The sequence below is a fragment of the Furfurilactobacillus rossiae genome, assembly GCF_013394005.1.
Taxonomy (GTDB): Bacteria; Bacillota; Bacilli; order Lactobacillales; family Lactobacillaceae; genus Furfurilactobacillus; species Furfurilactobacillus rossiae.
The window spans coordinates 2,630,918-2,644,533 of the sequence record NZ_CP040586.1 but is presented as its reverse complement, the minus strand read 5'-3'; the positions used below and the strand labels follow the sequence as shown (position 1 = coordinate 2,644,533).

Annotated in this window: 13 protein-coding genes; 8 read left to right on the top strand and 5 right to left on the bottom strand. The window is 45.6% G+C overall.

Annotated features, from left to right (window positions below):
* Window positions 1-60: 60 nt before the first annotated feature.
* Window positions 61-249: a hypothetical protein gene (locus tag LROSL1_RS13200; RefSeq protein ID WP_225440535.1), complete on the bottom strand. Its 189-nt coding sequence runs from the start codon at window positions 247-249 to the stop codon at window positions 61-63.
* Window positions 249-530, bottom strand: a complete 282-nt coding sequence (locus LROSL1_RS12590) for an AbrB/MazE/SpoVT family DNA-binding domain-containing protein (protein ID WP_178914814.1) — start codon at window positions 528-530, stop codon at window positions 249-251. Before LROSL1_RS12590 ends, LROSL1_RS13200 begins: the two co-directional genes overlap by 1 nt.
* Window positions 531-800: 270 nt before the next feature.
* Between LROSL1_RS12590 and LROSL1_RS12585 the strand changes: the two genes are divergently transcribed.
* Window positions 801-2,216: a hypothetical protein gene (locus tag LROSL1_RS12585; RefSeq protein ID WP_178914813.1), complete on the top strand. Its 1,416-nt coding sequence runs from the start codon at window positions 801-803 to the stop codon at window positions 2,214-2,216.
* On the opposite strand, the gene LROSL1_RS12580 is transcribed toward LROSL1_RS12585, so the two are convergent.
* Window positions 2,176-2,975, bottom strand: a protein-coding gene (locus LROSL1_RS12580) for an IS5 family transposase (protein WP_088899809.1) whose coding sequence is annotated in 2 segments (ribosomal slippage) — window positions 2,176-2,705 and window positions 2,705-2,975 — 801 coding nt in all. Because the reading frame shifts where the segments join, the coding sequence is not laid out codon by codon here. The two genes, LROSL1_RS12585 and LROSL1_RS12580, sit on opposite strands and share 41 nt — an antisense overlap.
* Window positions 2,976-3,114: 139 nt before the next feature.
* On the opposite strand from LROSL1_RS12580, the gene LROSL1_RS12575 reads away from it, so the two are divergent.
* The 7 genes from LROSL1_RS12575 to LROSL1_RS12545 all read left to right on the top strand — a co-directional run bounded on the left by LROSL1_RS12575 (window position 3,115) and on the right by LROSL1_RS12545 (window position 8,168).
* Window positions 3,115-3,351: a hypothetical protein gene (locus tag LROSL1_RS12575; protein ID WP_178914812.1), complete on the top strand. Its 237-nt coding sequence runs from the start codon at window positions 3,115-3,117 to the stop codon at window positions 3,349-3,351.
* A 41-nt stretch (window positions 3,352-3,392) separates the two neighbouring features.
* The gene (locus LROSL1_RS12570) at window positions 3,393-4,085 is read left to right on the top strand and encodes a response regulator transcription factor (protein WP_178914811.1); all 693 of its coding nucleotides are present in this window, start codon (window positions 3,393-3,395) and stop codon (window positions 4,083-4,085) included.
* A complete protein-coding gene (locus tag LROSL1_RS12565; protein WP_178914810.1) occupies window positions 4,082-5,461 on the top strand; it encodes a HAMP domain-containing sensor histidine kinase in 1,380 nt (459 codons plus the stop codon). Before LROSL1_RS12570 ends, LROSL1_RS12565 begins: the two co-directional genes overlap by 4 nt.
* Window positions 5,462-5,579: 118 nt before the next feature.
* Window positions 5,580-6,224: a VTT domain-containing protein gene (locus tag LROSL1_RS12560; protein ID WP_178914809.1), complete on the top strand. Its 645-nt coding sequence runs from the start codon at window positions 5,580-5,582 to the stop codon at window positions 6,222-6,224.
* Between the two features lie 53 nt (window positions 6,225-6,277).
* Entirely contained in the window at window positions 6,278-7,219 is a 942-nt protein-coding gene (locus LROSL1_RS12555) for a glycosyltransferase family 2 protein (RefSeq protein WP_178914808.1), read from the top strand.
* A 30-nt stretch (window positions 7,220-7,249) separates the two neighbouring features.
* A complete protein-coding gene (locus LROSL1_RS12550; protein WP_178914807.1) occupies window positions 7,250-7,909 on the top strand; it encodes a phosphatase PAP2 family protein in 660 nt (219 codons plus the stop codon).
* A gap of 13 nt (window positions 7,910-7,922) precedes the next feature.
* Window positions 7,923-8,168 (top strand): hypothetical protein, encoded by a 246-nt coding sequence (locus LROSL1_RS12545; RefSeq protein WP_017262548.1) that lies wholly within the window; start codon window positions 7,923-7,925, stop codon window positions 8,166-8,168.
* A gap of 14 nt (window positions 8,169-8,182) precedes the next feature.
* On the opposite strand, the gene LROSL1_RS12540 is transcribed toward LROSL1_RS12545, so the two are convergent.
* Both LROSL1_RS12540 and LROSL1_RS12535 read right to left on the bottom strand, forming a co-directional pair.
* Entirely contained in the window at window positions 8,183-8,368 is a 186-nt protein-coding gene (locus tag LROSL1_RS12540; RefSeq protein WP_178914806.1) for a hypothetical protein, read from the bottom strand.
* Between the two features lie 168 nt (window positions 8,369-8,536).
* Window positions 8,537-13,516: an adhesive domain-containing protein gene (locus LROSL1_RS12535; protein ID WP_178914805.1), complete on the bottom strand. Its 4,980-nt coding sequence runs from the start codon at window positions 13,514-13,516 to the stop codon at window positions 8,537-8,539.
* Window positions 13,517-13,616: the final 100 nt, after the last annotated feature.

Sequence of the window (13,616 nt, the reverse complement as noted above, 5' to 3'; positions counted from 1 at the left end):
TGTTAAAGCATAAGCCCGATGTGTATCAACATAGGATGGCTCGTTTAGCCCTGCTAATTGTCATTGTTTGATTGGATAATACAACTGTTGTATAAGATCTGACTTATTAGAATACTGGCTGGTGATTTTAAAAACAATCACTCGCTGAGCGGTTACCTCAATAACCAATGCTGGCTGAACTTTTGAAATATGACCTTCATCGAAAGGGACGTTTGCAATGTAGAGCTGCATTGGATGGATGTTAGTCATTATTTTTCACGCATCCATTCATCAAAGTGTGGTGATTTTTGAGGGTCATAATGCCCCTCTTTATCAATATCAACATCCCCAATAGGAATATTTTTGATGAGGTCGTGCCACTCGAGAGGGGTCGGTCGGCTTTTCAAAACAATATTATTATTTTTGTCAATATCGACAGAAAGCTGATCCCCAACAGATAACCCGAGTTGTTTTCTGACTTCGGCAGGGATGACCACCTGGCCTTTGCTAGAGAGTCGCGTCGTAATGGGCTCAAAATTATTTTTGGTCATGGCACTGCCTCCATTAGTCAGATCTTACGTCTTACCTCTTTACCATATTTTGTAAAACTCACTAAGTCAATTTATTTGATTACATCTAACATACGCAAGCACGATATGAAAAAATCGCGAGGATTAATAAAAGTAGTTATACTCTTGGTAAATTTTTCTGAGATTCTCTCATGTTTCTTTCAGGTTTAAGTACTTTTAAGCCTGGCGCGCTCAAATTAAGCTTAGATACAAGTCGCAGTTGGCAAATCTATTTAAAAAGAGATGAGCGAAATGATTAAAAAATCTGGGTGGCAGGTAACGTTGCTTGTTGAAGTGGGTTTTGTAATCTTAAGCATGATGTTGTTTGCGGCGCTGGTTCATGGAAACCAGGTGTTTGCGACAGGAGATTATCATTTTCATCAAAACCGAATTGAAAGTCTGTATGAGGCGTTAAAGCATGGTGACTTGTTACCGCGCGTTGATACATACTTCGCAGGCGGTTATGGGTATGCGGCGAGTTTGTTTTATCCGACCCTGTTTTTGTATGTGCCAGCGCTGTTTAGACTGATTGGTTTTAGCTCCGCACAAGTTTACTTTGGAACATTGATTGGAATTTTGTGGGCAACATTTGCGACGACAGAGTTTGCTGGTCGCCAAATGGGTCTTTCACGTGTGCGCAGTGTTATGTTTGCCCTCCTGTATGGTCTAAGTACTTATCATCTTCAAGATTTATTTAGTCGGCAAGACATGGGTGAGGCAATGGCAATGGTTTTCTTCCCGTTGGTTTTGGCGAGCTTAGTGAAGTTGAATCACGGCGACAAACGGGCATGGTTGTGGCTTGCACTTAGCATGACGGCAGTGGGCTACTCTCACATGCTATCACTCGAAATGATGGGGTTGTTTTGTGTTGTTTACGCGCTCACTCACTGGCAGTCGTTTGTAACCAAACGAACGCTCTTAGCTGTTGGCGCTGCCGCCGTAACAGCGATTCTTTTACTGTCAGCCTATCTCATTCCCGTTGGCGAACAGTTAATGTCGCAAACTTTTCAAGTGACGTCGACGCCGCTTGTTTACATTTCAAAAGAAGCAGTCTCTCCCATAAATCTGGTGATAAATTCGCTGACAAACCAGGTGTTTCACGCCAACACTGTCAATGTTGGACCAGTCATCTTTATCGGCAGTTTTGTTGGTTTAGGAATGGCACTAAGGCAACACCACAACCGTCGCTTGGCGGTTATTGCTGTAGCTATGTTGGTAATGACCACTAGTGTGTTCCCGTGGGCTTTATTAAATCACACAATGTTTAATACGCTGCAATTTCCATGGCGCTTATTTTCGATTATTAGTTTATTAGTTAGCTACAATTTGTCTGATTTGCAACATGGTCTGTCATTTAAGAGAGCCGCCAACATTATTGTGCCAATGAGCATCAGCGTCCTTGTATTATTAGGCCTGCAATTAGGCATGAAAACAGTGGCCGCATCTCCACAACGAGTCGAAACGGAGAGTAGTTTCAACAAGATCGATTCATATTACATTGGCGCTGGTCATGAATACCTGCCTAAGACGTTGTCATACAATAAAATTTTGTCTAACAAACATCGGACACTCGTTTACAATAACGAAGATGTGACCGTTACAGCGGCCAAAGCGTCTGAGAACGTGTTTAGAATCTTTTCAAGAGTATTCGCAGGAAGGCTAAGCTAATCATCATCTTACTGGTGTTCAGCTTTCGCTCACAATTGCGCCAGAGGCGCCGATATTTTCCTAGCCAGCTAAAACTGCGTTCGATAACCCAGCGTTGCGGGGTCACTTGACCGTGCCTAAGGTCACTCTGTTTAGCAATAATGACTTCAGCGTTAATCATTGCCTGAACTGATTGAGCAAAGTTGTTACCAGTATAACCACCATCGGCCATTACTCGTTGAACCAGGTCAAACTGTGATTTGTTTAACGCCAGTAGCGCATTGGCGCCATCACGCTCAGAAACATTGGCGGTTGTCACATGGACTGCCATCGGCAGCCCATTGATATCTACAGCAAGATGGCGCTTAATCCCACTCACCTTTTTACCACCATCGTAGCCACTACTTTCAGCAGGATCGGTATTCTTGACACTTTGAGCATCTAGAATGATGAACGATGTATAAACTGAACGCTTCTGAGCCAACCGATGTTGGCTGACAATTTTTTTAAAACCTTATCCAGAGGAGTGATACCAGCAGGAGATGGCGTTTTAGTCCAAAGTAACCAGTAATAATAGACGGTTTCCCATTTAGGAAAATCGCTGGGTAAATCGCGCCAAACGCACCCATTTTTCAAGGTATAAAGCAGGGCACAAAAGATATCATATAAATCAACCTTTCTTGGCTTAGTCCGCTTACGTATGCCTTCTAGATCTGTCCGGATTAGTTCAAATTGTTCACGAGAGATGTCGCTACTATAATGGTGTGCAAAGCTTTTCATGGATTAAAAACTCCTGTTTTTGATCTAATTTAACTAAAATCAAATCGAATGTCAAAGTATCCAAACACGTTCTGATGGGCATGTTGAATTTCATTACGTTGTCCACGATTCTCAAAGACACGCTAAAATAAGTCTGCCATTGGTTTATTATAAAGGCATGCAGGCGGTGAATACGCTGGATCACCGCTTTGTAGCCACTAAAGAAAGTGGCACAGGTATGACTGAGCTAAATGTCACGGGTTCTGGAAATGTGGCCGTTGGTTACGCTGGGACGGCATTACAACGAATCAGCGTGCTCGTTTCAATGGCTACGGTCTTTGCAATGGGTTTGAGTATCAGGCGGCGAAAGTGTTCGTTTGCCCATGCTCGTTTGTGAGCGCATCATCAGAATAGATTTTAATGATCGTGGGGATGAACATGGAAAATCAGGTATTGATTGTTGAAGATGAAGACAGCCTTAGTTCGTATTTAAAAACGGAATTGACGTTTGAAAATTATGATGTATTGGTGGCAGCTGATGGTGAAGAGGCGATGACAGAGTTCACTGAACATCAAGATACTCTGGGTGTTGTCTTACTGGACTGGATGATTCCAAAGCTTAACGGGTTGGAAGTTCTTCGTCGGATTCGCAAACAAACAGCCACGCTACCAGTCATTTTTATGACGGCACGTGATTACGTTGGTGATAAGGTAGCCGGTTTGGATAATGGCGCGGATGACTACATCACAAAGCCGTTTGAAATCGAAGAGTTATTGGCGCGGCTGCGTGTAATTTTTCGACACGAGGCCCAGCAGTTGCAAGTAGCCCCAGTTTATGAAATTGCGAACCTTAAGCTTGATACAAAGTCGCATCAGGTCACCCGTGATGACAGTCATGTTCAATTGACACAGCGCGAATATACGCTGTTGCTGTATCTTCTACAACATAAAGAGGAGACTGTCACTCGTGACGAATTATTGGACAATGTTTGGGGCGTTGATTTTGTTGGGCAGACCAATATTGTCGATGTTTACATTCGGTATTTACGGAACAAAGTGGATCGTGATCATACGCCAGAATTGATTCATACAATTCGCGGCGTGGGATACACGCTAAGGGAAGAAGAATGAAAAGGTTATTGGCAAGGTTGCATATTAACCGTAATTCAAATGCGTGGGTCATTATTCGCACATACATTGTCATCCTGCTCGTGACGACACTCTTGAATGTGATGGTGACAGCGGGCGTAGTTAGTACGCTGTTAATTCGAAATCGTGAAGCGGAAGCTGTTAACATGATTGATTCGCTACAAGACTCGTTTGTGCATAAGTCACCAAATTGGGACGCTTGGGAGGCCACAAGTGAGGAAGATACGTCGGATACTTACGTTAAAATTCAAACCATCACTAAGAGCGGAAAGGTTAAAGACACATTTTATTCACCCAATACTCAAAAGTATCTAAAGGCGAAAGTAACACGTATCTCGGCGTTTCCGGCGGTTAAAATCGTTGATGGTCATGGCGTGTTTTATTACCGCAGTAAGTTAACCCATCGTGCTTACTATCAAATCTGGTTAAGCATGAATTACATTTTGCACATGGTTCGTGTTGTCCTTGAAGCTGTTTTGCTGGTGGCTGGATTAAGCTTAATCGTTGGCGTTGCCTTGATTTTATTAATGTCACGTCGTCTCACTAAACCGCTGACCAACCTGACTAAAGCAGCACGAGAGCGTGCCGCAGAAACGGGCCAGCTACAGCAGTCGCTGCCAGTGCCGGAGACACCTACTGAAGTTAACCAATTAGCCATTAGTTTCAACCAATTGTTAACATCGCTAAACGATCGAATGCAGCGTGAACACCAATTTGTATCGGACGCTTCGCATGAATTGCGAACACCGCTAGCTGGGATTCGTGGGCACGTTAGTTTGATTCGCCGGCGTGGGACGGAGCATCCCGAAATCGTTCCAGATTCTCTTAAATATTTGGATGAAGAATCGCTTCGGATGCAACATTTAGTTGAAAACTTATTGGCGATTAGCCGTAATGATCAGTTGCAACTGGATCTAAAACCACTTGATTTAACCGAATTATTAACAACAGTCGTGGCAAATTATCAACACCAAACGGCGCATAAAATCACATTGAAACTCCCGAAACATGCGGAGGCATTGGGCAATGAAGATAGTATTCGGCAGATTGTTTTGGCCATTTTAGACAACGCGGTCAAATATTCACCTGACGATCGGCCGATTGATATTACTGTTGTTGAACTGGATAACGCAACAGCACTAAGCATCAGCGACCAAGGTACGGGTATTAGTGACGCGGACAAGGCTCATGTGTTTGAACGCTTTTACCGCGTCGATCAGGCACGCTCAAGTAAAATACCTGGCACAGGCTTAGGACTGGCCATTGTTTCGCAATTGGTTGCATTAAATCATGCCAAAATTGCTGTGACGGATAATCATCCACAAGGAACAACGTTTACCATCACATTTAGGAAGTAATCACTTAAACGAACGCAATCTGAGAAAAACTCATTTAATCTTCACGAACCGTAGATAGATGCACCTCTCATTTCCCGCTATTCTGTAAACATAGCAGGGGAAGGAGAGGTGTTTTTTTATGATAACAGCCTTGTTAGCATCGATTATGCATATTAATACAATTATCCCGAGTTTGATGGCTGCACATGGTGTGTTGGTATACGTCGCGCTCTTTATGATTATTTTTATTGAAACTGGTTTGGTCGTAATGCCATTTTTACCTGGTGATTCAATTTTGTTCCTGTGCGGATCATTGGCAGCCAGTGCTGCTGGTGCCATGAACCCATGGTTGATGATTGGCATATTGACCGTGGCAGCCATTCTGGGTGATCTCGTGAACTTTGAAATTGGCAAACGTTTTGGGCACTGGGCCATGCGTAGCAAACGTATGCAACGATGGATCAAGCCTAAGTACCTACAACGTTCACAAACATTCTTTGAACGTCACGGTAACGTTGCTATATTCCTAGGCCGGTTTATTCCGATCATTCGGACTTTAATTCCATTTACGGCAGGAATGGGTAAAATGCACTATCCGACATTTGCTAAGTACAACATTATCGGCGGCGCAACGTGGGTCACAGTCGCAATTGGTGCCGGATACTTCTTTGGTAATATCCCAGTGGTTAAAGCGAACTTTGAATTGATTATGTTGGCAATCGTGGTGATTTCGCTGGTGCCAGTTTTGTATACAACATTGAAGGCCCGTTCGCAGGCTGAATAAGGCCGGTTTATACACCTGAAAAGGTGCGGACAAAATGATAGGAGGTCTTGGATATGAAACAAATGACGATTATTGTGCCCTGTTATAACGAACAAGCAGCAATTCCGCTATTTTATCAGCGGTTGAAAAAGATTCTTGGTAACTATGTAGACGAATATGCAGGTCGTCAATGGGATTTGTTGTTTGTTGATGATGGTTCGACAGATGATTCATTGACTGAAATGGAACGGCTCCAAGTGAGTGATCCAGAGCATGTTCACTTTCTATCATTTTCGCGGAATTTTGGAAAAGAAGCGGCATTATACGCTGGTTTGGAAAATGCGGATGCTGAATATGTAGGCGTGATGGATGTCGATCTGCAAGATCCACCGGAATTGTTGCCGCAAATGATCACGTATTTAGACAGTGGCGACTACGACACGGTTGCAACCAAGCGTGATTCACGAAAGGGCGAACCAATTGTCCGTTCGTTCTTTTCTAAAATGTTTTATAAACTGATCAACCGTATTTCACAAACACCGATTCCAGAAGGTGCCCGTGATTATCGTTTGATGAATCGTAAAGTGGTGGACGCTGTGTTGGCCATGCCAGAGGTGAACCGCTTTTCGAAGGGCATCTTCAACTGGGTTGGTTTTCGCACCAAGGTTTTGACGTTTGACCATCAAGAGCGGGTGGCCGGTGAAACACACTGGTCTTTCAAACAACTGGTGAGTTATTCCTTTGAAGGGATTATGGATTTTTCTGATAAACCACTAACGATTGCGTCAGTGGTTGGCGGGGCATCGTTTGTGTTATCCATTTTTTCACTGATATTCATCGTTATTAGAGCGTTGGCATTTGGTGATCCGACTGCTGGCTGGCCATCATTGGTATCCATCATTTTAATGATTGGTGGCATCCAACTATTTTGCCTAGGGATTGCTGGAAAGTATATTGCTAAGATTTATCTGGAAGTGAAGCAACGTCCGGTTTACATTACACGTGAACAAAAATAGCACTTAAAAAGTGGGTAGGGGTTGTAAAAAATGGGTCTGTTAGAAGCATCGTCTTCTTCAAAATGGCGTTGGTGGACGTCAATTAGTTTACTGGTTATCTTTGCGGTGTTAGCAGAGAGCGTCAAGCTACAGTCAGGGTTTATCACTGGCGTTGACCAAGGGTTTGCAACCTCCTTCGCCAGTTGGCAAACATCCTCGAAGACAGCATTGTTTGTTTTAATCTCTAAATTTGGTAGTCCAGTAGTCGCCACGATTGCTGCACTCGCATTGATTCTGTGGTTGTGGTGGCAACGAGAGCGAATCGCCGCTGGTATCAGTTTCCTTATTTATTTCGGTGGTAATGCAATCGCATTGCTGGTTAAGTACATGGTTGGTCGTGTGCGCCCGACACATGAGTTAGTTGCAGATAACGGCTTTAGCTTTCCCAGTGGGCATGTGTTTTCCAGTACATTATTGATTCTGTTGCTATTATTGGTTTTTGGTCATTATTTGAAATTTAAACCGCAATTATTTGCGACAATAATTGCGGTCATCTGGTTGGTTATATTAATGATTGCCCGTGTGTATCTGCGCAATCACTTTGCTACTGATGTTGTGGGCTCCGTACTACTGGCTGGCGGTTGGTTATTGCTGAGTCAACAGCTGATTACGGAAGTCATAAAGCGAATACCTAGTTTGCAGCAATCCTAAGGGGATGTTAAGCATGTTTGATGATGAGAATATTATTGAAAAAGCTATGGAATTTGTACTGGTTAGGACGAAACCGGAATATTTAAACGAAATGATAAGCATTCTTGATGAGTTAGTTGTTGAGGCACGTGCAACGCGTAATATTGCTGTGCTGATTGAGTTGCCAACGGTTCAAAGTCGCATGATCAAACCAGAATATGTGGATGAAGTGAACACGATTAAGCATTATTTTGGTCAGCACCCGCTGGCAATGAGTTAGTTAAGCAGGTGCTGTTAGTGCAATCCGTGCTGAGCCATTTTTGCGAATTCCTCCGGGTCAACAAAAAAGGTGACTTCACCGGTTTCTGGATTCACTCTTGGGTGCACGTTAACACTGATAGGTAAAACCTTATCCTGATTTTCTACTGTCAGTTTGAAGATGTTGCCCCAAGCGTACATTTTGCAATCTGTTTTTTCCATGATGTCGAGTTGCTCCCTTATTTTTTAATGTAGCACGTTTAATCTAGTCCTAGGGGTTATCAAAATAAAGCAAGTCATTTCAGCGATGTGGTCTAAACGCCGAGATGACTTGCTTTTGAAATTCTGAATATTAATACATTAATGTCTGTAGCTCGCTATTGTCTGAGGCTAACGTTTTCTGATGAAGCGGTAAGCGGCGGCAATTGCGCCAATCAGTAAGCCAGCACCGAGGATTGAAGCAACTGTGGCACGTTGCTGATCTGTCAGTGGGAGAACGCCTGATTTATCACGTTGAGTCTGATTAGTCGTTTGAGACCCTGAACGGCCTGAGGTGGTGCCACTACCTGATTGAGGAGCAATGGCACGTGGTCCATTAACGGTACCACTTGTTACAGAGCGTCCGTTCGAGCCGGCCCCACTGGTACCAGTTGTACCGGTCATACCTGAGCCGGTTGTTTTTGAACCAGTCGATCCTGAACCGGTTGAGCCAGTGTTACCGGAACCTGAACCGCCTTGACCAGTCATGGATGATCCTGAACGACCCGTTTGCCCGGTGGTACCAGAAGTAGTGCCAGGGCCCGTGGAATTAGATCCGGTTGCGCCTGTCCCACTGTTACCGGTGGATGTTTGTCCGCCAGAGCCTTGACCAGCTCCGTTTCCGGCACTACCAGAACCAGTGTTTCCAGAGCCGCCGGTGTTACCCGCCCCAGCGTTACCTGACCCATCGCTGTTTCCAGTGCCTGGGTTACCGGGTGTGCTGGGTTGACCGCTACCAACTGTAACGCTCACTGGTGTGCTGTCCTTAGTGTTGTCGCCATTAGCAGCCACAATTTTAACGGACAGCGTTTGACCATCAGTTAAACCGTCAATTGGAATGGAGAAGGTACCATCTGCATTCACTGGTGCAGTTTTGGTTGAGCCATCAGGCAACGTCACCACTGCGGTAAACGTTGTCCCATCTGGTACTGGTGTTGTGACATTGGCATTCCCAGTCACGGCAGTGTCACCGGTATTAACTGGATTAACGGTTGGTGTCCCCACATTGTAATCATCCAGTGGATTCGTTACATTTGGCTGACTAACAGTGATTGAAACGGGTGCACTATCCTTGGTATTGTCACCATTGGTAGCGACAATCTTGACATTCACCGTTTGACCAGGTGTCAGGGCACCAGTGTCGATGTTAAAGGAACCATCAGGATTCACAGTACCAGTTTTTGTCGAGCCATCTGGTAGTGTTGCGACCGCAGTAAACGTGGTGCCGTCTGGTACTGGTGTTGTAATGTGTGCGTTCCCAGTCACGTTGGTGTCACCGCCCTTAGCAGGGTTTACGGTTGGGGCGCCAACGTTATAACCATCCAATGGATTCGTTGGGTTGGTTGGGTCACCGGCTTCAACAGTTACGGAAGCAGGGGAACTGTCTTTCGTATAATCTCCGTTTACAGCTTGCAGTTTGACAGATACGATTTGGCCAGTAGATAAGGCACCTGTGTCTACTGTGAATGTGGCCTTGTCGCCGTTAACCGTTGCGTCGACGGTTTTGGTTGAACCATCTGGTAAAGTAGCAATGGCCTTAAACGTGGTTCCATCAGGAATTGGTGTGGTTAATGTGGCTGATCCAGAGACGCTGGTGTCGCCATTTTTCGCCGGATTCAGCGTTGGTGTTGTGACGTTGTAGTTTGTTAATGGATCTTCGAAAGTCGGATCAGACTTACCGACGAAGAAGGTAACTGGCAAACTATCCTTGGTATTTTCACCATTCATCGCCACAATTCGAACGCTGATTTCTTCTCTTGCAATCAGTGTGCCGGAGTCAATTGAGAAGGACCCATCTGAGCTAACAGTGGCTTCTTTTTCAATGTTACCAGGTAGGGTCGCAACTGCCTTGAATGTTGTACCCTCTGGGAATGGTGTGTTGATGTTGGCATTCCCATCAATTGTCGTGTTGCCTTCTACTGCCGGTTCAACAGTTGGAACGTTAACGGTATAGCCATCCAGTGGATTACTTGGGTCGGCTTGGTCAACAACGATACCTGTTGGCAAACTATCTTTGGTGTTATCGCCGTTGGTTGCCTGAATCTTCACGTTGATTTGCTGACCGGCTGTTAGCGTCCCAGTGTCAATTGAGTAGGAGCCGTCACCGTTAACGGTAGCTGTTTTTGTACTTCCGCCAGGTAGGGTAGCGATGGCTTCAAACGTTGTCCCATCAGGAATTGGCGTATTGAAGTTGGCATTACCAGTTACGGTAATTTCACCGGCCTTGGCTGGGTTAACAGTTGGTGCATTAACGGTGTAACCGTCCAGTGGATTGGCCGGATTAGTTGCTTCAACAGTTGTTGAGGCTTCAGCTCCATCCTTTGTGTTGTCGCCGTTAACTGCCTGTAGTTTGGCAGATACCACTTGGCCGGTCATTAATGTTCCAGTATCAGCTGTAAACGTCGCATTGACGCCATCAACATTTGCATTAACCGTTTTAGTCGTGTTGTCTGGTAATGTCAGAATGGCTTTAAACGTGGTGCCCTCTGGAATCGGCGCTGTCAGTACAGCTGACCCTGAAACACTGGTATCGCCGTTCTTAGGTGTGATAAATGTTGGTGTTGCCACTTCGTAGTCAGCCAATGGATTTTCGGCTTCGCTAACAGTCATATCTGTTGGTGTACTATCTTTGGTTGCGTCACCGTTTTTAGCTTGAATCTTGACGCTAATGGCTTCCCCTGCTGTCAAGGCACCCGAATTGATCGTGTAGGTACCATCAGGTTTGATCTCAGCTGTCTGTTGAACACCACCAGGAAGGGTAGCAACGGCTGTGAAAGTCGTACCATCCGGATAAGGTGTGTTCAAGTTGGCATTCCCAGTAATCGTTGTGTCACCGGCCTTCGCTGGGTTCACTTCAGGTGCATTAACGGTGTAGTCGTCAAAGGCATTAGCCACAACAGTTGTCGTTGCTGGTGATCCGTCCTTCGTGTTGTCGCCGTTGACTGCTTGAAGTTTGACCGAAATTTCTTGCCCTGTTCGTAGTGAACCGGTGTCAATGGTAAACGTGGCTTGACCGTCAATTACGGTAACTTCACCGGTGACTGGTCGGCCACTCGGCAGGGTTGCGACCGCTTTAAACGTTGTTCCCGCAGGAATTGGTTCCGTTAATGTGGCTGTGCCAGAAACACTTGTCTCACCGTTCTTAGGCGTCGTCAATGTCGGTGTCGCAACGTCGTAATCAGCAATTGGGTTTGTGACCACGGCCTTGCCGACGGTGATGTCAGTGCCAGTACTGTCCTTAGTGGCGGCGCCATTTTTCGCTTGGATACGAACGCTAATGTCTTCACCTTCTGTTAATCCACCGGAGTTGATTGTGTAACTACCATCTGGACTAACCTCTGCTGTTTTCTCAATGCCACCAGGGAGTGTTGCGATAGCGGTAAACGTCGTGCCGGAAGGGTAAGGTTCGTTTAAATTAGCGTTCCCTTTAATCATTGCATCGCCATCGTTTGCTGGGTCAACACTTGGTGCGGCAACCGTGTAGTCTTTAAACGGATCTTCCGCTTGAACGGTTACTGACCGAGGCAGACCATCCTTCTTAAAGCCAGCATTTTTGGCTTGTACTTTAACGGAAACTACATCGTTAGCGTTCAATGCACCAGTGTCAATTGTAAACGTGCCAGTGGTGCCATTTATAGTGATGTTAGCTTCCTTTTCAACACCGTCAGACAGTGTTGCGATGGCTTTAAATGTTGTCTCAGGCGGAATAGGTTCTGAAATGTCAACGTTTCCCGAAATACTGGTATCGCCGGCCGTAGCAGGGTCAAGATTCGGTACATTAACCGTGTAATTTTGCAGCGGGTTAGTCGGGTCAACATCATGGACGACCACGCTCGCTGCGCCACCGGTCTTGGTGTTGGTGCCATTAACTGCTTGCAACTTGACGGATATTTCTTGACCAGCCGTTAACTTGCCGGTATCCACGTTGAACGAAGCGTGATTGCCGTCAACAACGACATCGCCTGTCACCGTGCTACCACCAGGCAGTGTGGCAATCGCTTTAAACGTGGTTCCATCAGGAATTGGTTCTGTCAGTGTCGCATTACCAGAAACGCTGGTATCACCGGCTGTTGCTGGATTCAACGTTGGGGTGGCGACCGTATAATTTTCCAGCGGATTTTGGGGTGTGACTGCAAATTGGAGGTTAACAGCATCACCTTCGCTGCTTAGCAGGTCAATGTCCACGGCACCATTACTGGATAGAACACCGTAAACTTTTGTGTTGGCCGCGGTTGGTTCACTTACAGTCGTTGTCAAACGTGCGGTAGTGTGACCAAGCAAGTTAACATTCAGTAAGTTATTCAGCAGGTTGCTTGATACCCCGATAATCGGGTTTAATACGTTAAGTAGTTCTTGCAATGCCCCACGCAAGGTTGCTGTTAGCGGGTTAGAGGCTGGCAATGCGTTCAGTGCGTTTTGCACGTCAGCGATAATTAAGCCAGTTTGACTCTTAACGTAGTTGCCCAAGCCATCTGTAACATCGGCCGTGATACGGTCGTTTGTCACGGTACCAGCCACGTTGGCATGATAAGTACCTAATGGTTGTGCACTGGTCAAGCGGTTCAATGCATTTTGCACGGCCAGTAATTCAGGTGAGCCAGTACCTAACAGGGACAGGGCCGTTTGAACCAAGGCAACTTCGGCACTAACGCCTGGAATCTTGGACAGGTTAATGTCCGTTAAGGCTGCATCTACGGCAATGTTTGCGCCACCGACAACCTTTCCACGAAGTTCAGGTGCCAGTCCGAAGACCATGATTTTTTTCGTTGCTAAACCGACATTGGCGACCCCTGTCCCGGTATAACTAAGGTCGAGGTCATAATTTCCTTGAGCGTTTTTCGTTTGTGGGTTAGCTTTATTAGTAGTCATTTGACCATTGGATAGCAAGCTAACGTCAGCTAAGCCAGCTCTAGCCTGACGGGTTGTTTGTGGTTCGTTGATGGTGTCAGCTAAAGCAACACCACTTGGCACTGAGGCACTAAGTAGCATTAGTGTGGCACCGCATACATAAATGGACCGACGCAGGTTGCGTTTGAAATTAGCTCGAGATTCAGATGGTGATTTTTTTGACACCTTTTTGGGGGATTGCGTTGACGCTTTTGTTTTAGACATGACGTAGTCTCCTTTCGCGGCCCAAGTGGGCAACACATTGCTAAATGTTTACCTGACGCCCACATGTTTTGGGGCCTCGGCATCACTCTGAATCGATCAT